Genomic DNA, 22,463 nt, shown 5'->3' on the forward strand with positions numbered 1-22,463 from the left:
TTCCATGACGAGCCGCACGAGCACGGACGGGTTCGCCTTCTCGTGCTGTATCGCCTGAAGGGCCTCATCATCGACGCCGCGCGCGGCGCATGAGGCCCCGACAGATACAGGCGACCACCGCCGCCGACGAATTTGTCGAAATGCTCGCGGAGCCGACCAGTCCCGACACCGACGAGGCTGTCGAGGACGGGTAAGCGGACAAGCTGAACCGCATCGCCCGCGAGGAACAGGTGCGTCTCGTTACCTGCCTCGACAGAGGTGGCAGCGACAAAGAACGCGAGCGCGGCTTTCGTCGGGTGCTCGGGTCCGCAAGTTACGTGAACGAGAAGGCTATGCATGGCGGGTCATCCGAACGAGGGTCGCGAGGGCAGTCCCATCCGCTTCAGCGCCATGACAACGGGGCACATTCCGGTGAAGGACGCTTGGATCAGGTGCGCGCCCATCGCTCCGGTGACCCAAAGCCAGTTCATGCTGTGGAACGCCGCGAGGAAAACCGAACCGAGGACGATGACGCCGACGACGAGCAGGATAGTGCGTTCGATGCTCATGCTGTCGTCCCTTGAGACAAGCTCGATCATCGCCTTGCTTTGCACCAAGGGCAAGCTCCGGAAACAGCGCAGCTTGCCTTTGCTCTCCTTGCGGCGGACGTTCGATGTGGCCGGTTCTTCCAAATGGCGCGGACATTCCGCAGAGATATCTTTGCAGCCGGTAGGGAGGCGAACCATGCCGACCAGCGTCGCAGACATGCTAGCCAGCGCGAACAGTTCGGTCCCGAACCTCTCGCCGCAGGAAGCGGCTGAAAAAATTTGCGGAGAGAATGTTCTGGTCGTAGACGTGCGTGATCCGACCGAGGTCGAGGAGACCGGAAAGATCAAGGGCGCGGTGAACGTATCTCGTGGAATGCTCGAATTCCGAGCCGACCCCGAGAGTCAGTACCACGATCCAGCGTTCGAGCGAGGTAAGACCGTTCTCCTGTATTGCGCCTCCGGCGGACGTTCCGCACTGAGTGGCCGCACGCTTCAGGAGATGGGCTACGGCGAGGTGTACAACGTCGGCGGCTTCAAGGAATTGGCGGACGCCGGGATCGAGACGGTGCAGGTCCGCTGAACTTCCGCTCATGCACGATGCCGAGACGCAAGAGGCCCCGCTGGTCGGCGGGGCCTCGATCAGAACAGCGGCGAAAGGGGGCAGCCGCACTGCCGCTCTGATGTTCGTAGATAAGACGCGGCGGCTGCGAGCGTCAATCGCGACCTGCTTGACCGACAATGGCTCCATGCCCGATCCGCTCCCATGCCTCGCGGAATTCGTCGTGCTAGTAGCCGCCCGGCTGAAGCCAGTAAGATATGCGCCCGTCCTTCTCGCCTCGATGAGCCCGCTCGCGAACTTCTGACGGCAGCAAGACGTAGGCCGAGGGGTTGGGGGTGGCGATGCGGTTCACGACGATCCAGAAGTCGCCCATGATCTTGTTCAGCCCGTTCCCGAGCGGAACCGGGGTGCGCTCGCTCAGCGCCTTCACCTGCACGCCGATGAAGCGGGAGGCGTCTCGGGTGTAGGCGATGATGTCCACGCCTCGTGCGTTACGCGCCGTGGGCATGACGTTCCACCCGAGGAGGGTAGCAGCAGTAGTACAGGCCGACGTTTCCGGTCACCTGCGGGTCGAGCGTGACGTTCTCGGCCTCACCCATTACGCTGCGCCTCCGCTCCGCTCGTCCTCCTCCCTCCCGGCATCGACCGGTAAAGTGTTGCGGGGGAGCACCCGACCTGCTGAGCGACTTCAGCCACGGTGAGGGCACCGTCTGCGAGGAGGACACGGGCCACGCCGAGCTTCTTGTCATCGAGGAGACGACGACGCCCGCCGACACGCCCGCGAGCACGAGCGGCGCGCAGCCCGTGCATGGTTCGCTCGCGGAGAAGTTCGACCTCAAGCTGGCCGAGGGCGGCGAGGGTGGTGAAGATGAACCGCCCGCCCGGCGTCGTCGTGTCGATCTGCTCGGTGAGCGAGATGAGGCCGATCTCCCGGCTACGGAGATCGTCAGCGATGTCGAGGAGGTGGCGGATCGAGCGCGCGAGCCGCGAGAGCGAGTAGACGCACATCACGTCGCCGGGGCGGGCGAAGGCGAGCGCCTCGGCCAGCACGGGCCGGTCGGCCTTTGTGCCGGAAGCCGTCTCCACGAAGATGCGCTCACATCCTGCGCTCTTGAGGGCATCGACTTGGAGCGCGTGCTCCTGACGATCAACCGAGCAGCGTGCGTACCCGACCTTCATCTCTCGATCCCCACCCTCCTGCGTCAGTTTCGAGACAGAGCTAATGCTACAGGCAATCGAGAATGCCGCTACCATTTTCAGCCAAGCTATCGAGACGAGGATGTAGCTCCTCGGAAACGAGCGTTTCCGAGAGGCCGTCGTGTAACCTCGGGGCTGATCTCAAAACATAGCGCTCGTGATCGACTGAAGTTCATCGGCCACCTCCGCAAATTTATCTCTGCTGAGCAGAGCGTACTTCTCTTCCAAAGTGAGGAATTTGCCTGACACGTTCTCCCCGTGCAAGGAAACCGTGCCTAGTACAAGCTGCATATCCTTCGGACGCTCAGCAAAAATAAAATTAATCATCTTCTTTGTATTGACTTTATCCTGCTCCTGCTGAATAGGGCTGTCAATAACGAGAGGTGCCGCAAGCGCAGTTGAGTATTCTTCTAAGGTCTGAAGAAAGGAAAATACATAGGCAAGCACTGCGCGCGGTTGATCACTTCCTGTCTGCTTTATTTTAGCGAACATCTTTTGTGACTGGGCAGGCTTCAGGTCAGGCACTCCAAGGCTCCGCAAATTCCGTGAAATCCTTTGCGCGAAAAACGACTCGATTGCTTTCTTTCTCTTCTTATCTTCCAATTCCTGAATCCGAACTTCAAGGGCTTTGATGTGCGTCTCACGCTCACGCAATGACGCATCTATCAAGGCCGACTGCTCATCAAATACGGATAAGGCTTGGCGGCGTCCTTCGGCAGCCAGCACATCCTTGAATTCAATTTCTCCATTCCTTATTGCAAGCGTCTCCTCGATCTCAACGATGACATCTTCAACTTGAGCTATGCGGCTCCTTGTAACCTCAACTTTCTGACTAAGTTTCGAAATTTCAGAAAACAGATCATTTATAAGCGCTATGCACTGTTCTCGGTCATCGATGATCGAAAACCTATTGCGAAACGAGTTTCTGTGCTCTGTTCCGCAGGTAGGGCATAAAATAAAATCGCCCTCGTGCTTGGCCAGCGACTTTACGTCTCGGTCATACTCAGAAAGCGCGCGACGAGCAATTTTAAGCTGCTCATTGAGTACAACTCGCTGCGCAACTGCGTCCTGCATTTCACCGATGTAGGCAAAGCGCTGAGCCCGTAGCGTCCGAAGACTGTTAAGATGCTGATGAATTGCTTCCTCGTACTCAGCCTGATTCAATGTGAGCGCATCCGAAACAGCACTTGCCCTCAAAGCAACAGCAGCTTTCTCAACAACCGCTCTGTGAGCCAGCATTTCAGACCATGCAACGCGCAAAGCGCTCAAATTGGCTTTAACTTCGAAATATTCGTCCGGCTTCAGCCCCGAGTGGTACTGAATCACATCTTTCTTCCAGTCCTTGTACTGGCTAAGCTGCGCAAACGATTGCCAAGGGTTTTGCCAGCCATGATCCTGATCTATATAGAACGGTAGAAACAGGTACGCAGGAGGAGGCACTTCGGGAGTACCCTTGCGCGACGTAAGCGTTAGCTTGGTGCCTAATACCTCTGCAAGCGCCGGAGCAAACTCCGCAGTTAGGCTAGATGTACATAGAATCTTTTCTCCATCTTCTGAGAACAGACAAAGACGATTCGCACGTCGTGCAACTGCGAAGCGCTGCTCATCTACACTGAAGTGAAGCACGCCAGTTACTTTCGCCTCAGTCCACCGCACGTGTTGTTGTGCAGGGTTAGCACCGAAGACCCAGTATAGAGACTTCAGAAGAGACGACTTTCCAGTGTCGTTCTCACCCCGGATCACGTTTACGTGGGGGTCGAACACGAGTTTGAACGCCGCCCGCTCTTTCTCGGACATCAGAAGTAATCTTTCGAAGCGCAATCTTCTCATCGTTCTTCTCGCGAATGTTCCTCACCAAGAGACGAAAGCATTCTTCTTCCTTCATGGTGCGTAGAACTCATACAGAAAGGCTGCACGAAGATAATCGTCACCAAACTTTAGCCCCGCCTGTGAAGCGTACGCTTTGAGCTTGGGAAGGGCCGCACCAAGTAGCTGAGGAAGCGTACTACTCGGCTGCCTGCCAAGTTCGTCCGTGATGCGGCGAACTGCTTCGGAAAACTGGACCGCACTGAGTTCGGGACGAGCCAACTTGTTAGTGGCATACAAATCCCATTGTGCTTTGAGCGCGCGCTTTTCCATTGGCGGAACACCTACGAGTTCGCCAACGATTACGTCCCACTGTGGCCGTGCAGATGTCTTTAAATGCAGGTCGGATAGCCATTGGGACATATGTTGGCGAGTAACAAATTTCCCCGCCAACAAGTCTTCAGAAGAGGCCAAATCCTTAAGATTCTTTGAGCGCCTACGGCACTGATCAACTAGAGCCAAATAGAATCCTTTGTGATTGCAGTGCGTTAGAGCACATTCATCGATCACAAAATTTACGACGCGCCCAAGAAGAGTCTCCTCAAACGATGTCAAGCTCAGGTCTGTATAGTGGTACTCGAACAGTCGCGCCTCGTCCGAGGTAAAACCTGAGACCTCAGATTCTAGAGCCTTTACGAAACTCGCGAGAGCGCTTTTTTCTGCCTCTTGAAAGCTACACGGATACTTGCTCTCAGCGATGAAATCACAGACTTGATTGCTGACAAATCCGAGAGCAACCACGTAGTCGCCAAACTTCAACCGACTGTCGTACATCTTCCCTGAAATCGACTGGTCTGCTATCCCATCCGTTTTCTTTCTCGCTGTGAGCTTCTTCACGGTCCATTTACCCGACTTGGCCGTTTTCAGTTGGTAGCACCTGATCTCAGTCGGGGAGGTAGCATCGTCCAAAACCAGAATGTCGTCGTGGAACTCAAAAGCTACCGCATAGCCCTTTCCAGCTTGGTGGAGCGTCAGCAGGTGGGAGACGCCCCAACAGGTCTGAAAGTCGAGGCGTTCGAGTGCGGTACTCCCGCCCTTCTCGCGCTGCGGAACGGATGTCAATGATTCGAGGAGGTCCACGCCGAGCCTTCGCACTTAGTTGCCATCGAATTGTACACGTTCGATTGCCGCGAAGCTAGCGCTTGAATTTAGAAGGCGAAATTGGAGAAAATCTACACAGAGTGGCCCGTCACTCGACGGTACATCGGTCAATCCGTAACCAGACTGTTGGAGGATCGCTGAAGCCGCTTGCATCGGAGCCAGCGTCAGCGTTTGCGCGTCGCGACCATCGGAGGGCGCTGCTGCCACATCTCTTAAACTGCAAAAACGACGGCAGAGCCTCTGGCGTTGACGACGAGCATCCAATTGGCATGCCCGCAGTCGGGCGGAGTAGCAGACCCTTGCCCTTAAAGGCTGCCCTCACCTGCCCATAATCTCAAGCTAAGTGCTTGAAAAATAAGGGTGGTGCCGCAAGAGGGACTCGAACCCCCGACCCCATCATTACGAATGACGTGCTCTACCACCTGAGCTATTGCGGCGGAGAAGTCGGCGCCGGGGCGCCGGCGACTTCCGAGGCGCCCCTCTTATAGGGGTGCGATCGGGTTGGCAAGCGTCCCGCGGCGGATTTTTCGCGCCGCGGGATGATCATCAGCCGAAGAGGCGGAAGCGGCTGGGCTTGCGCTCCTCCTCCACGCCGGGATCGTCCGGCGGGCGGTTGGCGAAGGGCGGCGCCGACTCTCCCGAAGCCGGCGCGGGCGACGATGCGTCGCCGGCGGGCACGGCAGCGCCGTTGCCCGTACCCGGCGCCGGGGTCGCGGTTCCGCTCTCGGGCGCGGGCGTGCTCGGCGCGGGCGCCGGCGTCGCCTCGACGCGGCGGCCGGCGGCGAGAGCCGCGGAGAGCTCGTCGCGATCGCGTCGCAGCCAGGAGCCGCGCTGCGGCTGCGTCGGCGCCGGAACGGGGGCGGCTTGCGCCTGCGCAGGTGCCGTCTCCGGCGCGGCTTGGGCGTGGAGCGCGGGCTCGGCAGACCCGTCCTCCTTGGCCATGGAGACCGGCGCGGGAGCCGGAGCCGGCGCGGGCGGCGTCTCGCGACGGATCGGGTCGAAGGGCTTCTCCTCGGGCGCGATCGCCGCAGCGGGCGCGTAGGCCGGGCGCGGCGGCGCGGCGGGGACCGGCGCCGGCTGCGGCGCGGGCGGCGGCGTCGGCTCGGGCGGGGGCTGCGGCGTCAACCGTGCCGCGTAGCCGGACGAGGCGGGCGCGGGCGCGGGAGCAGGCGCGGGAGCCGGCGGAGGCTGGCGCACGGGCTCCTCCGCGCCGCGCGAGACGGCGGCGGGCGCGACGACGGGCGCGGGCTGCGGCGCCGGCCGCGGAGCGGGTGCGGGTGCGGGTGCGGGTGCGGGCTCCTGGGCCCGCGGCGTCGGCTCGACGGACGGCTTCGGCGTCGGCGCCACGATCTGCGCCTCCTCCGTCACGGGCTCCGCGGGCTTCGCAACGGGCGCGAGGGTCGCGCCGTGATAGACCGGCGGCTCGAGCGCGGCGAGCGCGTCGTCCGGGCGGTTGTCGAGATCGCCCACCACCGAATCGACCACCGTCGTGCCGACGGCGCCGAGCACCTCCGGCGGCTGCTTCCACTCGAAGGCGTCGAGCCGCCCGGAGGCGGGCGACATCGGCGCCCAGCGGTCGGAGACGATGCCGTCAGCGACCCAGGCCTTGTCTCGGGGCGCGTGGACCGCGCGGGCGAGCCATTCGCGAACCTTCACCGTCGGGCCGTGCTCGGCGCGCTCGATGTCGGCCATCATCAGGCAGGCACGCACGCTCGGCCGCTCGCCGAGCAGCGGGTCGATCGCCTGGCGCGCCTTGGCGAAATCGCGTGCGTCGAGCGCGGCGCGGGCGAGCGCCAGCCGGCCTTCGACGGACCAGGTGGAGAGCGTCGCGAGCTTTTCCGCGCGCTGGAGGCGGTCGTGGGTCGAATCGCCGATGCGCAGATGCGTGTAGGCGTCCGCGATCTCCGGATGCGGCGTCGTCTTCCAGGCGGTCTCGAGGATCTTGGCCGCCTTGCGCAGCTCGAGGCGCTTGGCGAGGATGCGCCCGGCGAGAGCGGCCGCCGGCGTCAGGTCGGGCGCGAGGCGCAGCGCCTCCTTCGCCTTCTGAAGCGCGAGTTCCTCGTCCTTCTCCCCGCGCGAGAGCGCGTCGGCAGTCAGCAGGACCGCGCGCTGGCGCTTGGCGCTCGCCTTGTCGACGAGGCCCAGCGAGGCGCGGCGCTCCACCACGTCGAGGGCGCCCGCCCAATCGCCGCGGGCGACGTGCGATTCGAGCACTGCCTCGTTGGCCCAGCTCGCCGCCGGAGCGAGGCGCGCGGCTTCCTGCGCGTAGGCGAGCGCCGCGGGACGGTCGCCGCGCTGGCGCGCCTCGACGTGCAGGCCGCGCAGGCCAAGCACGCGCGTCTCGTCGTTCTCGGCCATGGCGCGAAAGGCGCTCTCCGCCTCGTGCCGATCCCCGGACATCTGCGCCGCCTGGGCCCGCAGGAGCAGGACGAGCGGCTCGTCGTGGCGCAGGTAGCGCTGCGCCTCGCGGGCGTAGCGCTTGGCCGCGGCCTCGTCGCCCGAGCCCACCGCGACCATGCCGCGGGAGAGCGCGAGCAGGCCCTTGCGGCGCTTCCGGTTGACGGAAGCCTCCGCCATCTTCTCCGGCGCCTTGAACAGCCAGCGGATCAGCGCCTCGACGAGGAGGAAGACGAAGACCAGCGCCACGAGCAGCACCGCCGCGACCGCGAGGCCGACGGAATAGCTCACGCCCTGCCAGACGAACGCCACGCGGCCCGGCTGGTCCGCGAGCCAGATGGCCCCCGCGGCGAGGGCGGCGACGACGGCGAGGTAGAGGAGAACGCGCCACATGTCCGGGTCTTCCTTACTGTGCCTGCGGAGCGAGCGCTCCGCGTGCCGCATCGACGGCCGCGCGGGCCGCCTCGCCCGCCGCGATGCGCGCGGCGAGTATCTCGGCGAATTCCTGTGAGGCGGCGCGGCCGGCCTCGGGCAGCGCCTGCCAGGCGGCGTAGGCCGCGGGCAGGTCCCCGAGCGCGAGCGCCCGCACGACGTCGGCGACGGGGTCGATCGCCGGCTCGCCGGGCGCGTCCAGCCCGTCGACGGGCTCGACGCGGACGGCACGGGCGAACAGCCCCTCGAAGAACGAGCCGACGCCGTCCTGCGTCGGGTCCTCCGGCGTGAGCGAGCGATGCACCTCGGGCGCGACCTCGGCGAAGCGCGCGCGCAGCGTCTCGGCGGTGGGCGCGCCGGTCTCGGCGAACGGCGCGAGATCGGCGAGGACGCTCTCGTCCATCCCCGTCGCCTGCAGCGTCTCGAACGCGCTCGGATAGGGCATGCCGGTCGGCAGCGCGTTGGCGATGGCGTTGGCCGCCGTGATGCCGAGATAGGCCTGGCGGGTCGCCTCCGCCTCGGCGGCGACGCCCTCGCGCAGGCTCTGCATGTCGGCCTGCGCCTGTGCGATGGCCTGGCGCGCCTCGTCGGCGGCCTGCGTCGCCTCGTCCACGCCGCCGATATCGGCGGCGAGGCTGTCGAGCCGGGGCGCGATCTCCTCGTCGAGGCGGGTCGCGAGCGCCGCGATCCGCTCGTCGAAGGCGGCGATCCGCTCCTCGAGCGTCGCGATGCGCTCCTGCGCGGGCGCGGCGTCGGCGGCCTGCGCGACCTCGTCGATGCGGCTCTCGAGGGCGGCGATCTCCTGGGAGAGGTCCTCGGCGACCGGGGCGGCTTCCGCCCGCTCGCGCGCGGCGGTCGCCGTCTCTTCGGCGGAGGTGGCGCGGCCCTCGACGGCGACGATGCGCTCCTCGAGCGCCGTCGTGTCGGCGCCGGCGCGGAAGAAGGCGTCGTAGGCGACGAGCGCACCGGCGACGACGAGCGCCGCCACGACGGCGGCGGCGAGCGCGCCCGATCCGCCGCGGCGGTCCTCGGAAGACGTCGTCGAAGGGCTCGGGCCGGACGCGCTCCCCCGCGGCGCCTCGACGGCGGCGGCCGCGGCGATCTCGTCGGACGAGCCGGCGGACGCGGAGGACGACCGCGCGGGAGACGCGGCGGCGGGCGATGCCGCAGTCCGCACGGCCGGACCCGTCGCCGAGGACGACGAAGTCGGCTTCGACGCGCTCTCCTCCTTCGGCGTCGCGGCGGCGACGGTGGTGCCGGCGGGCTCGGCAGTCTCGCCCGCGGGCTTCGCCGCCGGCGGGGCCGGGGCGACGCGCGCCTCGTCCGTGACGATGGTGGTGGAGGACGGAGCCGCCGACGAAGCGGGCGCGGTTGCGGAAGGTTCGGTCACGGGAGGCTTTTCCTCGACGGGCTTGCCCACGGAAGCATTGCTTGCGGAAGCACTGCTCGCGGAAGGCTTGCCGACAGAAGGCTCGGACGCCGGCGCGGCCGTCGCCGGAGGCGTCGTCGCCTCGGTCTCGGGCTTGCGCGGAGCGTTGCTCTCGGACCGCCCCTGGCGGCCCGCTCGGGAAGAGGGTCTCTTCGTCACGTCGTCCTTCCGCCTGATCGCGCCGCGCGGACGCGCGACGTCTCGTTTGGTCGGTCTACACCGTTCGTGCGCCGAGTGGCACCTCCGGTGTGCCGGCCGGCATCTCGAACCTTAGCATTGGTTCAACGCACTGAGCGACATCTTGCTCCAAAGGCCAAGCTCGCGGCGTCCGCAAAAACGCGCAGAAGGGCGGTTTCCGACGGTTCCGCCGCGACGACGAGCCGCGTCGCGCCAGCCTCCCGGAGGGGTTCGGCGGCATCCGCCGAGATCGCCGCGTGCAGGAACGCGCGGGCGCGATCCCCTGCAGCGGCTCGCGAAACGGCGTCTAGGAAGAGCGTGGCGCTGCGCCGCGAATAGTGCAGGACGGCGTCGATCTCCCCCGTAGCGAGGGCGCCGCGGGCCGCGGCGTCGAGCGGGAGGGACGCGGCCTCGTAGACGACCCAGGGCGTCACGCGATAGCCCTGCGCGACCAGCGTGGCGTCGGGCTCCACCTTCCTGTCGCGCCCCACGAGGTGGAGGAAGCGCGTTCCGGGCGCGTGGTTCCGCCGCACGTGGGCGATCATCGAGACGGCGTCTCCCTCCGCCGCGCGCACGTCGACGCCGCCGGCGTCCCGCACCGCCTCGGCCGTGCGCTCGCCGACCGCGAGAATCGGGGCCCGGGCGAGGTCGACGGGAAGGCGCGAGAGGAACGCCGCCGCCTTGGCGCTCGTGACGAGGAGGGCGTCGACCGGCCCCTCCGGCGGGGCCTCGCCGGTGGCGCGCGTCTCGATGAGGGGCGAGAGGAGGACGTCGAAGCCCATCGCCTCGAGCTTCGCGGCGGTGCGCGCGGCGTCTTCGGCCGCGCGGGTGACGAGGACGCGGACCGGCGCGTCGTGAGCCCTCACCCGAAGATGCCCGCCGGCAGGCGCGCCTTGACGTCGGCGCCGACCTCCGCGCCGAGCCGCGCGGCGTCTGCGAGCGGCGCCTCGCCCTCCCCCTCCACGACCTCGGAGCCGTCGGGGCGCAGGACGAGCCCCTTGAGATGCACCCGGTCGCCGACGATCCGCGCATGCCCGGCGATGGGCGTGCGGCACGAGCCGTCGAGCACGGCGAGGAAGGCGCGCTCGGCGGCGAGCCGGATGCCGGTCTCCTCGTCGCAGATCGCGGTGGCGGCCTCGCGGGCGAGGGCGTCGGCCTCGCGCACGACGATGGCGATGGCCCCCTGGGCGACGGCGGGGAGGAAGTCGTCGATGTCGAGCGCGGCCGAGGCGTGATGGGCGAGCCCGAGGCGGTTGAGGCCCGCCATGGCGAGCAGTGTCGCGCCGTACTCGCCCGCCTCGATCTTCGACAGCCGCGTGCCGACGTTGCCGCGAAGCAGCGCCACCTCGAGATCCGGCCGCAGCCGCCGCACCATCGCCTGGCGCCGCAGCGAAGCGGTACCGACGATCGTCCCCGGCGCGAGGTCCGCGAACGAGGTCGGCCCCTCCGGCCCGCCCTTGCAGATGAGCGCGTCGCGCACGTCCTCGCGCGGCAGGAAGCCGGCGATGACGAGCCCGTCGGGGAGATCGTTCGGCAAGTCCTTGCCGGAATGGACGGTGATGTCGACGCGGCCCTCGAGCTGGGCCTGGTCGATCTCCTTCGTGAACAGCCCCTTGCCGCCGGCCTCCGAGAGGGCGCGGTCCTGGATCATGTCGCCCGAGGTCTTGATCACGTCGAGCGCGAATCGCTCCGGCGCGATGCCGAGCGCCTCGGAGAGGCGCCGCTGCGTCTCGTGCGCCTGGGCGAGGGCAAGCGGGCTCCCGCGCGTGCCGATGACGAAGGCCGACCCGTTCTCGCGCGCAGCGCCGCTTGCCATGTCCTCGCCTCTCCCTTGTCACGCGCATTCCCTTCGGCGCGGGCGGGGACTATAGGTGCGCATGACGCGGTGCGGAAGCTCGGGAAAGGCACGATCCTCCCGCGGCCCCGCGCCGTAGGAAAGACAGGCGGCGAGGAACACCATGCGCGTGCTCGGCATCGAGACGACCTGCGACGAGACGGCGGCGGCCGTGGTCGGGCTCGCGGAGGACGGGCGCGGCCTCGTCCTCTCCAACGAGGTGCTCTCGCAGATCGCGGAGCACGCGGCCTATGGCGGCGTCGTGCCGGAGATCGCGGCGCGCGCCCATGTCGAGGTCGCCGACCGCCTCGTCGCCCGCGCTCTCGCCAAGGCGGGCACCGATCTCGACGGGATCGACGCCATCGCCGCCGCCGCCGGCCCGGGGCTGATCGGCGGCGTCATCGTGGGGCTGACGACGGCCAAAGCGCTGGCGCTCGTCGCGGGCAAGCCGCTCGTGGCGGTCAACCATCTGGAGGCGCACGCGCTCACCGCACGGCTGACGGACGGGATCGCCTTCCCCTACCTGCTCCTTCTCGTGTCAGGCGGGCACACGCAGCTCCTCGCCGTGCGCGGCGTCGGCGATTACGTGCGCCTGGGCGCCACCATCGACGACGCCATCGGCGAGGCCTTCGACAAGGTCGCGAAGCTGCTCGGCCTCGCCTATCCGGGCGGGCCGGAGGTGGAGCGTCTCGCGCGGTCGGGCGATCCGGAGCGATTCGCCCTGCCGCGCCCGCTGCTCGGCCGCCAGACGCCGGACTTCTCGCTCTCGGGCCTCAAGACCGCGGTGCGCCTGGAAGCCGAGCGCATCGCGCCGCTCTCCGAGCAAGACGTGGCGGATCTGTGCGCCTCCTTCCAGACGGCGGTGGTCGACGTCGTCGTCGACCGCACCCGCGTGGCTCTGCGCGCCTTCCAGGCGATCGCGCCGCGGCCCTCCGCGCTCGTCGTCGCCGGCGGCGTGGCGGCGAACGGGGCCGTGCGCCGTGGGCTGCAGCGGCTCGCGACCGAATCGGGGCTTCGCCTCGTCGCGCCGCCCCTCGATTTGTGCGGCGACAACGGCGCCATGATCGCCTGGGCCGGGCTCGAGCGCTTCCGGCTCGGCCTCATGGACGATCTCGACGCGCCCGCCCGCGCGCGCTGGCCTCTCGTCGCGGCGCCCGCGCCGGTGGAGGCGGGAGGCGCGTCGTGACGCCGCTCGGCATCGTCGGCGCCGGCGCCTGGGGCACGGCGCTCGCCAATGCCGCGGCCGCCGCCGGCGCGCCCGTGGTGCTCTGGGCGCGCGATCCGGACCATGCCCGCGAGATGGCCGAGACGCGCGCCAACGCCCGCCATCTCCCCGACGTCCCGCTCGCCACCTCCGTGCGCCCGACGAGCGCGCTGACCGAGCTCTCCGGCTGCGACGCGATCCTCCTCGTCGTGCCGGCGCAGGCGGTGCGCGAGGTGACGACGGCGCTCGCCTTCGTCCTGCCGACGCACGCGCCCCTCGTCATCTGCGCCAAGGGCATCGAGCGCGACACCGGCTTCTTCCTCTCCGACGTCGTGGCGGATCTGCGCCCGGGCGCGCCGGTGGCCGCGCTCTCCGGCCCGAGCTTCGCCCACGACGTCGCCATCGGCCTGCCGACGGCGGTGACGCTCGCCGCGCCCGATCCGATCCTCGCCGCGACGCTGGCGGCGCGCCTCTCGGGACGGGCGCTGCGGGTCTATCATTCCCTCGACCTGCGCGGCGTCGAGATCGGCGGTGCTGGCAAGAACGTGCTCGCCATCGCCTGCGGCGCCGCCATCGGCCGCGGGCTCGGTGAGAGCGCCCGCGCGGCGCTGACGGCGCGGGGCTTCTCCGAGCTGATGCGCGTCGCGCGCGCCTATGGCGGGCGCGCGGAGACGCTGATGGGGCTCTCGGGCCTCGGCGACGTCGTGCTCACCTGCGCCTCCGCCGCCTCGCGCAACTTCGCCTTCGGCGAGCGGCTCGGGCGCGGCGCGAGCGTGGCGGAGGCGGCCGGCGGCAAGCTCGTGGAGGGGGCCTTCACGGCGAACGCGCTCTCGGCGCTCGCGCGGGCGCGCGGCGTCGAGATGCCGATCGCCGACGCCGTCGCGGCCCTCGTCGCAGGACGCGCGGGGCTCGACGAAACCATGGAAGCGCTCATGAGCCGGCCGCTCAAGGCCGAGGACTGAGCGCGACGACGAACGAGAACGGGGGCGGGTGAGAGAATGGCGTATTGGCTCTACAAGTCCGAGCCGGACGTGTGGTCCTGGCAGCAGCAGGTCGAGGCCGGCGAGGCGGGCACGCATTGGAACGGCGTGCGCAACCATGTCGCCAAGCAGAACCTGATGGCGATGAAGATCGGCGAGCGCGGCTTCTTCTACCATTCCAACAAGGGCAAGGAGATCGTCGGCATCGTCGAGGTGATCCGCGAATACTACCCCGACCACACCGACGCCTCGGGCAAGTTCGGCATGGTCGACGTCAAGGCGGTCTCCCCCCTTCCCCGCCCCGTGACCCTCGACGCCATCAAGGCCGAGCCGCGGCTCGCGCAGATGATCCTCGTCAACAATTCCCGCCTCTCCGTACAGCCGGTGACGGAGGAGGAATGGCGCGTGGTGCTGGAGATGGGTGGGGCGTGAGGCGGAACGCGGAGCTCACGCAGCGTCGGCCCGCAGCGTCGGGATACGGTCGAGCTCCGCGCCGAGCTTCCGGCGCGCGTGCCACAGGTCGTGCGCCTCCTGCATGCGCATCCACAGCATCTCCCCGTTCCCGCACAGCTTGCCGAGGCGCAGGGCCATCTCCGGCGAGATCCCGGATTGCTCCGAGAGAACGCGGTGCAGCTGCTGGCGGGTCACGCCGAGATGTCGCGCGATCGCGGTGACCGATAGACCGAGCGCTGGGAGGACGTCCTCGCGCAGGACGGCTCCGGGATGCGTGGGTGCTCGTACGGGGCGTTGAGCGATCTCTACCATTTTCCGTGCCTTGTCAGCGTGTTCATCGAGCTAGTGGTATTGAACAAGATCGACGTGTGACGCGTCCTCGTCCGCAAACTCGAAGACGATGCACCACGGTCCGTTCACATGAACGGAGTAGCGTGTCGGCTCGAAGCCGATCAGCGGATGGAAGTCGAAGCCCGGCACATTGATCTCGCCGACTTCGCGCGCGTTGTCGATCACGTCCAACCTTCGCAAGATACGATCATGTAGCCTCTTGTCGATTTTCGCGCTCCTACCCGTCTTTAACAATTCACGCAGGCCCTTGTGCTTGAAATCGCGGATCATCGATACTCCCGCCGCTGAAAACAACCGTCTGCAATATCGGTGAGGTTACCATCGGCGGCCGAATTGTCAAGTGAAAAGTGACAGTTTACGCCTTGATCCCGAACTTCGACAGGCTGGGCGGCTGCCACCCGGAACCCACCGATCGACATGCCGGAGCCATCCCGCAAGAAACCCCGTCCGCACCGAGCCCGTTGCCTCGTCGAAACGTCACGACGACGAAGGAGACGAACATGGCCAAGGCCGGCAAGGGAATGGGGCACGACACGGTGCGCGGCGTCGAGCACGTCGAGGACGTGCCGGAGAACGTCACCCGCGAGGACGAGCTCGCCTCCAAGCGCATGGGCGACAACGAGCTTCAAGGCGACGACCAGGTCCGCGTCCACAATCAGCGCCAGACGCAGGCGGGCGCGCGCACCGACCGCCCGGAGACGGACGATTTCGTCGACAAGCACAAGACGGGCCTGCGCTCGGACAAGGTCGCGCCCTCCGAGGAGGAGCTCGACAAGGAGATGCGCAAGTCCTGAGGCGCGCTCGGCGCGTCATCGAAGACAAGCTCGGGCGGCAGCGTCCGCCCGAGCCCATAGCTGGCTTCAGCGAATCGCCATCGCTTCACATTCTGCTTTTGTGATATGATCCGCTCCGATGTGATGCGGGTCGCCATTCGGCCGCCCCCGCCCATCTGATGGCGCAAGTGCCATGTGCAACAGCCGTGTGAACGGGGAGCGGGACGCGATGGGGCCTATCACGAGACGCGGCATGTTCGGGCTCGCACCTGGTGCCGCGCTGGCGACGTCGTCGAGGCGCGCCTCGGCGCAAGACGACGGGATCGTCGTCGTCATGTACCGCCGGGCGGGCTGCCCCTGGTGCCACGCCTGGGACCGGGAGATCGGCGCGATCTGGCCGAAATCGGACGTCGGCGCGCGTCATCCGGTGCGGATGGTGGACCTCGATCAAGACGAGAGGCCGGCTCTCGCACTCGACCTGCCGGTGCATTTCACCCCGACCTTCGTCGTCGCCGTCGCCGGCACGGAGATCGGGCGGATCGAGGGCTATCCGGGGCAGGATTTCTTCTGGGGGCTGATCGAGCGGCTGATCGCGGACGCGGAGCGGGCGGCTGGCGGTTCGCCGACGCCCGCACCCGCGGCGGGCACGAACTGAACGGCCACACGTGCATCGGCGTTGCGTATGCGACTGAAGCGCGCTAGTCTCGCCGAATTCGCCGGGAGGTGTGCATGCGTGTCGACGTGAACGAGGCCAAGGATCGTCTGGAGGAACTGATCGATCGCGCCGCAGCGGGGGAGTTCGTGGCCATCGAGGCGCGGGACGGCAGCGTGGCGCAATTGTCGCTCTACGGGAGCAAGCCGGCGCGCGTGGCGACGGATCCGGCCGAACGGGATCGCATCATCAGAGAGATTCAGGCGCGGGTCGCCGCCAAGCGGCTCCCTCCAGGGCCGCCCGCCGAACGCGCCGCGGACTTCCTCTACGACGAAGAGACCGGCCTCCCGATATGATCGTCGTCGGTTCGTCCGCCCGCGCCTGACCCACCTCACACGTCCGCGAGGCGTCGACCGGTCTCGCGGTCGAAGACGTGGAGCGCACCCTCCGCGACGCGAAGCGGCAGCGTGTCCCCCTCGCGCACGGTGACGTTCCCGGGCAGGCGCGCGGCGAGCACCTCGCCGCCCTCCCCCGCCACCGGCACGATCGCCGCGTCCTTGTCGAGCAGGACGCCGTGGACGAGGGTGTCGGCGCCCAGCGTCTCGACGACGCGCGCCCGCAGCGTCAGCTCGGCCTCGGGCTGCCCGACGAGGGCGAGATGCTCCGGCCGCACGCCGATCGTGACGGGCTTCTCGCCGCCATGGCCGACGATCGGCTCCGGAAGCGCCCGCAGAGGCGCGCCCGTGTCGAGCGTGATCGCCCGCCCGTCGCCGCCGAGACGCCCGGGCATGAAGTTCATCGCCGGCGAGCCGATGAAGCCCGCCACGAAGGTCGTCGCCGGGTGGAGATAGACGTTCATCGGCGTGTCGATCTGCTCGGCGACGCCGCCGTTCATGACGACGAGCCGGTCCGCCAGCGTCATCGCCTCGACCTGATCGTGGGTGACGTAGAGGGCGGTGGTGCCGAGCGAGCGCTGAAGCTGCTTGATCTCGAGGCGCATCTGCACGCGCAGCTTCGCGTCGAGGTTCGAGAGCGGCTCGTCGAAGAGGAAGGCCGCGGGCTCGCGCACGATGCAGCGGCCCATGGCGACGCGCTGGCGCTGGCCGCCGGAGAGCTGTCGCGGCTTGCGGTCGAGATAGGGCTCGAGCTGGAGCATGCGCGCGGCCTTGTCCACCCGCTCGCGGATCGCGTCCTTGGAGAGGCCGGCGATCTTCAGCCCGTAGGCCATGTTGTCGTAGACGCTCATGTGCGGGTAGAGCGCGTAGTTCTGGAACACCATGGCGATGTTCCGGTCCTTCGGCTCGAGCCGGTTGACCACGCGCCCGTCGATGGCGACCTCGCCGCCGGTGATCTCCTCGAGCCCGGCCACCATGCGCAAGAGCGTGGACTTGCCGCAGCCCGACGGCCCGACGATGACGATGAACTCGCCGTCGGCGACGTCGATCGAGACGCCGTGGATGACCTTGGTGTCGCCGTAGCGCTTGACGACGTCGCGGATGCCGATGCCGGCCATGGCCTCGTTCTCTCTCACTTCTCGGTTTCGACGAGGCCCTTGACGAAGAGCCGCTGCATGACGAGCACGACCGCGACCGGCGGGAGCAGCGCGAGCGTCGCGGTGGCCATGACGAGGTGCCATTGCGGCTGCTCGTCCGACACGTTCACCATGCGGTAGATGCCCATGACGATCGTCGTGAAGCTCTCGTCCGTCGTGACGAGGAGCGGCCAGAGGTACTGGTTCCAGCCGAACAGGAACATGATCACGAAGATCGCCGCGATGTTCGTGCGCGAGAGCGGCACGAGGATGTCGAAGAAGAACCGCATCGGCCCCGCCCCGTCCATGCGCGCCGCCTCGGCGAGCTGGTCGGGCACCGTCAGGTAGAATTGCCGGAACAGGAAGGTCGCGGTGGCCGACGCGATGAGCGGGATGGTGAGGCCGGCATAGGAATTGAGCATGCCGAGATCGGCCACGACCTCGAAGGTCGGCAGGATGCGCACCTCCACCGGCAGCATCAGCGTGAGGAAGATGATCCAGAACGCGATCATGCGGAAGGGGAAGCGGAAGTAGACGATCGCGAAAGCCGAGATCAGCGACACCGCGATCTTCCCCGTGGCGATGAGGAGCGCCATGACGAACGAATTGAACAGCATCAGCCCCACCGGCGTGCCGCCGGCCTGGGCCATGCCGGCCGAGAGGAGCTGCGAGTAGTTCTCTACCAGGCGATCGCCGGGCCAGAGCGGGGCGACGCCCGAGAGCAGCGTCGGCTGCGGGTGGGTCGAGGCCACGAAGGCGACCCAGACCGGGAAGAGCACGATGGCGACGCCCGCGAGGAGGACGACGTGGCGCAGCACCGTGAGGAAGGGGCGGTTCTCGACCATGGCGGCGCTCCTCAATACTGTACGCGCCGCTCGATATAGCGGAACTGGACGAAGGTCAGCACGATCACGATCGCCATCAGGACGACGGATTGTGCGGCGGAGGAGCCGAGGTCGAGGCCGACGAAGCCGTCGGAATAGACCTTGTAGACGAGGATCGTCGTCGATTGGCCGGGCCCGCCCGACGTCGTCGCGTGGATGATCTGGAACGTGTCGAAGAAGGCGTAGGTCACGTTGACGACGAGCAGGAAGAAGGCGGTGGGCGAGAGCAGCGGGAAGACGATCGTCCAGAACCGCTTCATCGGGCCCGCACCGTCGATCGCCGCCGCTTCGACGAGCGAGCGCGGGATCGCCTGCAGGCCGGCGAGGAAGAAGAGGAAATTGTAGGAGATCTGCTTCCAGACCGCCGCGATGACGACGAGGATCAGCGCCTGGTCGCCGTTGAGCAGGTGGTTCCAGTCGATGCCGAGCGCGCGCAACGTGTGCGCGAAGAGCCCGATCGAGGGATTGAACAGGAACCACCACAGCACGCCCGCGACCGCCGGGGCGACGGCGTAGGGCATGATCAGCAGCGTCTTGTAGCCCGACGCGCCCTTGATCACCCGGTCCGCCATGGTGGCGAGGAGGAGCGCGATGGCGAGCCCCAGGAAGGTCACCGCCAGCGAGAAGACGACCGTCACCTGAAAGGAATTGAGGTAGAGCGGGTCCGAGAACAGCCGCTCGAAATTCGCCAGCCCCACGTATGTCGTGCGCAGCCCGAACGCGTCCTGGCGCAGCACCGACTGGTAGAGTGCCTGGCCGGCCGGCCACAGGAAGAAGATCGCGGTGACCACGAGCTGCGGCAGCAGCAGCGCGACCGGCAGCGCGAAGCCTCTGAAGGTGACTTTCTTGTGCATCAGGAGATCCGGTCGCGAGCGCCCCGACAGCGCGACGGCTCGGGCCGGCGGCGCACGAGACGCGAAGCCGGCGAACGAGAGACGCCGCCCGTCGAGGGCGGCGTCCGGGAAGAGCCCGTCAGGGCCTCAGCTGTTGTCGGCCTGGAACTGGCGCAGCATGTCGTTGCCGCGCTCGACGGCCGTGTCCAGGCCCTCCTGCGGGGTCTTCTGGCCGGCCCACACGGCCTCGAGCTCTTCGTTGATGATGTCGCGGATCTGGACGAAGTTGCCCAGGCGCAGGCCGCGCGAGTTGCCGGTCGGCTCGTTGAGCGTCATCTGGCGCACGGAGACGTCCGTGCCCGGGTTCTGGGCGTAGAAGCCCTCGCTCTCGGAGAGCTCGAAGGCGGCCTGCGTGATCGGCAGGTAGCCGGTGTCCTGGTGCCAGGAGGCCTGGACCTCGGGACGCGACAGGAACTCGAAGAAGGCGGCGACGCCGGCGTACTCGGCCTCGTCCTTGCCCTGCAGCACCCACAGGGTGGCGCCGCCGATGATGGAGTTCTGCGGCGCGCCCGGCACGTCGTCGTAGTAGGGCAGCATCGCCACGCCGACCTCGAAGTCGGTGTTGGCGTTGACGCCCGCCTGCGCGGCGGAGGAGTTCATGTAGATCGCGCACTCGCCCGAATAGAAGAGCGGAGCGGAATCGGAGCGACGGCCGCCGTACTCGAACAGGCCCTCGTCGGCCCACTCCTTCATGTTCGACACGTGACGGACGTGCAGATCGCTGTTGAAGGCGAACTCGGTCTCGAGACCGTCGAAGCCGTTGTTAAGCGTGGCGAAGGGGACGTTGTGGTAGGCCGAGAAGTTCTCGAGCTGCACCCAGGACTGCCAGCCGGTGGTGAAGCCGCAGGTGGCCGCGCCGGACTCGACGATGGCGCGCGAAGCCTCGACGACCTCGTCCCAGGTCTTGGGCGGCATCTCGGGATCGAGGCCGGCGGCCTCGAAGGCGTCCTTGTTGTAGTACATCACCGGGGTGGAGGAGTTGAACGGCATGGAGAGCATGTTGCCGTCCGAGTCGGCGTAGTAGCCGACGACCGACGGCAGGTAGTCCGACTGGTCGAAGCCGTCGGCATGCTCGTTCATCAGCTCGTAGACGGGGTAGATGGCGCCGCGGGCGGCCATCATCGTCGCGGTGCCGACCTCGAAGACCTGCACGATGTGGGGCTGCTCGCCGGCGCGGAAGGCCGCGATCGCCGCCGTCATCGTCTCGGTGTAGTTGCCGCGATAGGTCGGGACGACCTCGTACTCGTCCTGAGCCGCGTTGAACTCCTCGGCGATGGCGGCGGTGCGCTCGCCGAGCTCGCCGCCCATGGCGTGCCAGAACTGGATCTGCGTCTGGGCGTTGGCGGCGCCGGCCGCGAGCATGAGAGCCATGGCCGAGGTGCCGGCCAGGATCGTGCGGGTGAAGGACATGGACGTCTCCCGTTGAAGATTTCCCGTCGCCCCGGCTGTCCGGCCGGCGACGCGACGTGAGCGCCTTTTCGTGACGCTTCGTTACGGCTCTGTGACAGTGAGCCGGCTAGACAATAGGCGGGAGGCGCCCGGCGAGGCAAGCCGTTGCGGGAGCAACCGGAGGCTCGCATCCTCGGGCGAAAGCGGGCCCGCGTGGGGCGCAGTGACGATGCGCGAGCGATACCGCATCACGCCGCACGATTGCAAGTCGTGTGGACAAGTTCCACGGCGGGCCGGCCCCGCCGCGCGCCGTCCGCCTGCACTGGACCGCGCATCCCTCCCGCGCTAAGCGGGGCCGAAGCCGATTGAAGCCCCGTCCCCAAGCCCGGCTCGGAGCCCCTCCCCCATGTCCCTCGACAGCGTGCGCGCCTTTTTCGCCGAGCGCGCCCCCGACATCGACGTCGTCGTCACCGAGGCCTCGAGCGCCACCGTCGCCGAGGCCGCGGCCGCGCACGGTGTCGAGCCCGCGCGCATCGCCAAGACGCTGACGCTGGCGGTGGGCGAGCGCGTCGTCCTCGTCGTCGCGCGGGGCGACGCGCGCCTCGACAACAAGAAGATGAAGGCGACCTTCGGCGCGAAGGCGAAGATGCCGGACGCGGACACGGTCGCCGCGCTCACCGGCCACCCCGTCGGCGGCGTGTGCCCCTTCGGGCTCGCCACGCCGCTGCCCGTCCATTGCGACGTGTCGCTCAAGGCCTTCGACGTGGTGGTGCCCGCAGCCGGCGCGATCAACGCGGCGGTCTTCATCGCGCCCGAGCGCATGGCGGCCTTGACGGACGCGACCTGGGTCGACGTCTGCCGCGAGCCGGAGGCGGGTGCGGAGGAGAGCGCGCAGGCGTGAGCGCCGCGCGTCAGAGCGCGTCGTGCAGGCTCTTGGGCGCCCAGTCGTTGACGATGCGCCGGCGCTTTGCCTGACGCCGCAGCACGGTCTTCAGCTTCGACTTGAGGAGCGCGATGTCGAAGGGCTTGAGCAGGAAGGCGTCGACGCCGGCGGCATGCGCGGTCGTGACCTGCTCGAAGGTGATCGACGTCTCGGTGAGGATGAAGGCGATCTTGAACATCTCCTCGTCGCTCTTCACCGTACGCAGCACCTGCAGGCCGTCGACGGGCTCGAGGTCGAGATCGCAGACGATCAGCCCGTAATTGCCGTTGCGGATCATCTCGATGCCCTCGACGCCGGACGAGGTCACCTCCACCTCGGCGAAGCCGAGCCGGTAGAAGATCTCCGCCACGAGACGGCCGATCTTGACGTTGTCGTCGATGATCAGGACTGCGGGAAACGGATCGTCGGACATCGCACCGCCTCCCTTACGTGAGGGCCTCGATGCCGCGCTTGGCCAGCAGGTTCTGCTGCAGCGCGAGCATGCAATCGTGCACGAGCGTGGGCTTGGGCGTGCCGCGGGAGAACGCCTCGTCGAGCGCGAACTTGTCGAGCACGTCCTGGCTGATCAGGTTGCGCTCGAGGAGCTCGAGCGACGGCAGCAGCTCGCGCCTGGGGATCTCGCGCCACTCTATGATCCGCACTTCCTTGTGCCGGCTATCGGTCGAGATGCGCTTGAAGGTGGAATTCAGGGCGTCGCGATCGCCCTCCATCATGTGCCCGAACCAGCCGCGATCGAGCACGAGGATCGAGGTGATCAGCGCGAACTCGTTCTGCCGGCGCGAGGAGCGTACGAGACGGTCGAGCTGCTCCGTCCGCGTCACCGACTCCTTGTCGAGGGTGCAGCGGCTGAAATAGATGATCCGGCTGAGGCTGGAGCGGTTGAGCATGGGG

At 67.4% G+C, this 22,463-nt stretch carries 25 protein-coding genes and 1 tRNA gene; 8 read left to right on the forward strand and 18 right to left on the reverse strand.

What is annotated here, in order from left to right:
- Window positions 1–344 precede the first annotated feature (344 nt).
- Complete coding sequence (locus IEX89_RS24385; protein WP_244645140.1) at window positions 345–746, reverse strand: YgaP family membrane protein; 402 nt, start codon at window positions 744–746, stop codon at window positions 345–347.
- Here IEX89_RS24385 and IEX89_RS06795 point away from each other — a divergent pair.
- Window positions 724–1,107 carry a rhodanese-like domain-containing protein gene (locus IEX89_RS06795; protein WP_188911050.1) on the forward strand — a complete coding sequence of 128 codons (384 nt, stop codon included), beginning with the start codon at window positions 724–726 and terminating at the stop codon, window positions 1,105–1,107. The two genes, IEX89_RS24385 and IEX89_RS06795, sit on opposite strands and share 23 nt — an antisense overlap.
- A gap of 205 nt (window positions 1,108–1,312) precedes the next feature.
- Here the strand turns inward: IEX89_RS06795 and IEX89_RS06800 are convergent, their stop codons facing one another.
- The 9 genes from IEX89_RS06800 to hemC form a co-directional block, all read right to left on the reverse strand.
- Window positions 1,313–1,567 carry a hypothetical protein gene (locus IEX89_RS06800; RefSeq protein ID WP_210317589.1) on the reverse strand — a complete coding sequence of 85 codons (255 nt, stop codon included), beginning with the start codon at window positions 1,565–1,567 and terminating at the stop codon, window positions 1,313–1,315.
- Window positions 1,568–1,677: 110 nt separating this feature from the next.
- Complete coding sequence (locus tag IEX89_RS06805; RefSeq protein ID WP_188911052.1) at window positions 1,678–2,265, reverse strand: recombinase family protein; 588 nt, start codon at window positions 2,263–2,265, stop codon at window positions 1,678–1,680.
- Window positions 2,266–2,424: 159 nt separating this feature from the next.
- Window positions 2,425–4,080 (reverse strand): hypothetical protein, encoded by a 1,656-nt coding sequence (locus IEX89_RS06810; protein ID WP_188911054.1) that lies wholly within the window; start codon window positions 4,078–4,080, stop codon window positions 2,425–2,427.
- An 84-nt stretch (window positions 4,081–4,164) separates the two neighbouring features.
- Window positions 4,165–5,229: a dsDNA nuclease domain-containing protein gene (locus IEX89_RS06815; RefSeq protein WP_188911056.1), complete on the reverse strand. Its 1,065-nt coding sequence runs from the start codon at window positions 5,227–5,229 to the stop codon at window positions 4,165–4,167.
- Window positions 5,230–5,611: 382 nt separating this feature from the next.
- Window positions 5,612–5,687, reverse strand: a tRNA-Thr gene (locus IEX89_RS06820).
- 109 nt (window positions 5,688–5,796) lie between these two features.
- Complete coding sequence (locus IEX89_RS24610; protein WP_188911058.1) at window positions 5,797–8,040, reverse strand: heme biosynthesis protein HemY; 2,244 nt, start codon at window positions 8,038–8,040, stop codon at window positions 5,797–5,799.
- 13 nt (window positions 8,041–8,053) lie between these two features.
- Entirely contained in the window at window positions 8,054–9,469 is a 1,416-nt protein-coding gene (locus IEX89_RS06830; RefSeq protein ID WP_188911060.1) for a COG4223 family protein, read from the reverse strand.
- A 320-nt stretch (window positions 9,470–9,789) separates the two neighbouring features.
- Window positions 9,790–10,551, reverse strand: coding sequence for a uroporphyrinogen-III synthase (locus IEX89_RS06835; RefSeq protein ID WP_188911062.1), 762 nt, complete (start codon window positions 10,549–10,551; stop codon window positions 9,790–9,792).
- On the reverse strand, window positions 10,548–11,501 hold the full coding sequence (hemC, locus tag IEX89_RS06840; protein ID WP_188911064.1) for a hydroxymethylbilane synthase: 954 nt from the start codon (window positions 11,499–11,501) through the stop codon (window positions 10,548–10,550). Before hemC ends, IEX89_RS06835 begins: the two co-directional genes overlap by 4 nt.
- A 142-nt stretch (window positions 11,502–11,643) precedes the next feature.
- On the opposite strand from hemC, the gene tsaD reads away from it, so the two are divergent.
- The 3 genes from tsaD to IEX89_RS06855 are packed head-to-tail and all read left to right on the forward strand — an operon-like array spanning window position 11,644 to window position 14,135.
- Window positions 11,644–12,705, forward strand: coding sequence for a tRNA (adenosine(37)-N6)-threonylcarbamoyltransferase complex transferase subunit TsaD (tsaD, locus tag IEX89_RS06845; protein ID WP_188911067.1), 1,062 nt, complete (start codon window positions 11,644–11,646; stop codon window positions 12,703–12,705).
- Window positions 12,702–13,685 (forward strand): NAD(P)H-dependent glycerol-3-phosphate dehydrogenase, encoded by a 984-nt coding sequence (locus tag IEX89_RS06850; protein WP_188911069.1) that lies wholly within the window; start codon window positions 12,702–12,704, stop codon window positions 13,683–13,685. The genes tsaD and IEX89_RS06850 overlap by 4 nt, the downstream gene beginning before the upstream one ends.
- 36 nt (window positions 13,686–13,721) lie before the next feature.
- Window positions 13,722–14,135 (forward strand): EVE domain-containing protein, encoded by a 414-nt coding sequence (locus IEX89_RS06855; protein WP_188911071.1) that lies wholly within the window; start codon window positions 13,722–13,724, stop codon window positions 14,133–14,135.
- 15 nt (window positions 14,136–14,150) lie between these two features.
- Here IEX89_RS06855 and IEX89_RS06860 read toward each other — a convergent pair whose 3' ends face one another.
- Window positions 14,151–14,468, reverse strand: coding sequence for a HigA family addiction module antitoxin (locus tag IEX89_RS06860; RefSeq protein WP_188911074.1), 318 nt, complete (start codon window positions 14,466–14,468; stop codon window positions 14,151–14,153).
- A gap of 30 nt (window positions 14,469–14,498) precedes the next feature.
- A complete protein-coding gene (locus tag IEX89_RS06865; protein ID WP_188911076.1) occupies window positions 14,499–14,777 on the reverse strand; it encodes a type II toxin-antitoxin system RelE/ParE family toxin in 279 nt (92 codons plus the stop codon).
- A 230-nt stretch (window positions 14,778–15,007) separates the two neighbouring features.
- On the opposite strand from IEX89_RS06865, the gene IEX89_RS06870 reads away from it, so the two are divergent.
- The 3 genes from IEX89_RS06870 (at window position 15,008) to IEX89_RS06880 (ending at window position 16,288) form a co-directional block, all read left to right on the forward strand.
- Window positions 15,008–15,301: a hypothetical protein gene (locus IEX89_RS06870; RefSeq protein ID WP_188911078.1), complete on the forward strand. Its 294-nt coding sequence runs from the start codon at window positions 15,008–15,010 to the stop codon at window positions 15,299–15,301.
- Between the two features lie 232 nt (window positions 15,302–15,533).
- Window positions 15,534–15,935, forward strand: coding sequence for a thioredoxin family protein (locus tag IEX89_RS06875; RefSeq protein ID WP_188911080.1), 402 nt, complete (start codon window positions 15,534–15,536; stop codon window positions 15,933–15,935).
- Window positions 15,936–16,009: 74 nt separating this feature from the next.
- Window positions 16,010–16,288, forward strand: coding sequence for a type II toxin-antitoxin system prevent-host-death family antitoxin (locus IEX89_RS06880; protein WP_188911082.1), 279 nt, complete (start codon window positions 16,010–16,012; stop codon window positions 16,286–16,288).
- Window positions 16,289–16,323: 35 nt separating this feature from the next.
- Here the strand turns inward: IEX89_RS06880 and IEX89_RS06885 are convergent, their stop codons facing one another.
- From IEX89_RS06885 to ugpB, 4 genes are all read right to left on the reverse strand, one after another.
- Window positions 16,324–17,445, reverse strand: coding sequence for a sn-glycerol-3-phosphate import ATP-binding protein UgpC (locus IEX89_RS06885; RefSeq protein ID WP_188911830.1), 1,122 nt, complete (start codon window positions 17,443–17,445; stop codon window positions 16,324–16,326).
- Window positions 17,446–17,459: 14 nt separating this feature from the next.
- The gene (gene ugpE / locus IEX89_RS06890) at window positions 17,460–18,308 is read right to left on the reverse strand and encodes a sn-glycerol-3-phosphate ABC transporter permease UgpE (protein ID WP_188911084.1); all 849 of its coding nucleotides are present in this window, start codon (window positions 18,306–18,308) and stop codon (window positions 17,460–17,462) included.
- Window positions 18,309–18,319: 11 nt separating this feature from the next.
- Window positions 18,320–19,201: a sn-glycerol-3-phosphate ABC transporter permease UgpA gene (gene ugpA, locus IEX89_RS06895; protein WP_188911086.1), complete on the reverse strand. Its 882-nt coding sequence runs from the start codon at window positions 19,199–19,201 to the stop codon at window positions 18,320–18,322.
- 126 nt (window positions 19,202–19,327) lie between these two features.
- Window positions 19,328–20,650 (reverse strand): sn-glycerol-3-phosphate ABC transporter substrate-binding protein UgpB, encoded by a 1,323-nt coding sequence (gene ugpB / locus IEX89_RS06900; RefSeq protein WP_188911088.1) that lies wholly within the window; start codon window positions 20,648–20,650, stop codon window positions 19,328–19,330.
- Between the two features lie 385 nt (window positions 20,651–21,035).
- Here ugpB and IEX89_RS06905 point away from each other — a divergent pair, with 385 nt between their 5' ends.
- Window positions 21,036–21,530: a YbaK/EbsC family protein gene (locus IEX89_RS06905; RefSeq protein WP_188911090.1), complete on the forward strand. Its 495-nt coding sequence runs from the start codon at window positions 21,036–21,038 to the stop codon at window positions 21,528–21,530.
- A 10-nt stretch (window positions 21,531–21,540) separates the two neighbouring features.
- Here the strand turns inward: IEX89_RS06905 and IEX89_RS06910 are convergent, their stop codons facing one another.
- Together IEX89_RS06910 and IEX89_RS06915 are read right to left on the reverse strand one after the other, a co-directional pair.
- Window positions 21,541–21,984 (reverse strand): response regulator, encoded by a 444-nt coding sequence (locus tag IEX89_RS06910; RefSeq protein ID WP_188911092.1) that lies wholly within the window; start codon window positions 21,982–21,984, stop codon window positions 21,541–21,543.
- Window positions 21,985–21,997: 13 nt separating this feature from the next.
- Window positions 21,998–22,459 carry a BLUF domain-containing protein gene (locus IEX89_RS06915; protein ID WP_188911094.1) on the reverse strand — a complete coding sequence of 154 codons (462 nt, stop codon included), beginning with the start codon at window positions 22,457–22,459 and terminating at the stop codon, window positions 21,998–22,000.
- Window positions 22,460–22,463 lie beyond the last annotated feature (4 nt).

The sequence above is a fragment of the Salinarimonas ramus genome, assembly GCF_014645695.1.
GTDB lineage: Bacteria > Pseudomonadota > Alphaproteobacteria > Rhizobiales > Beijerinckiaceae > Salinarimonas > Salinarimonas ramus.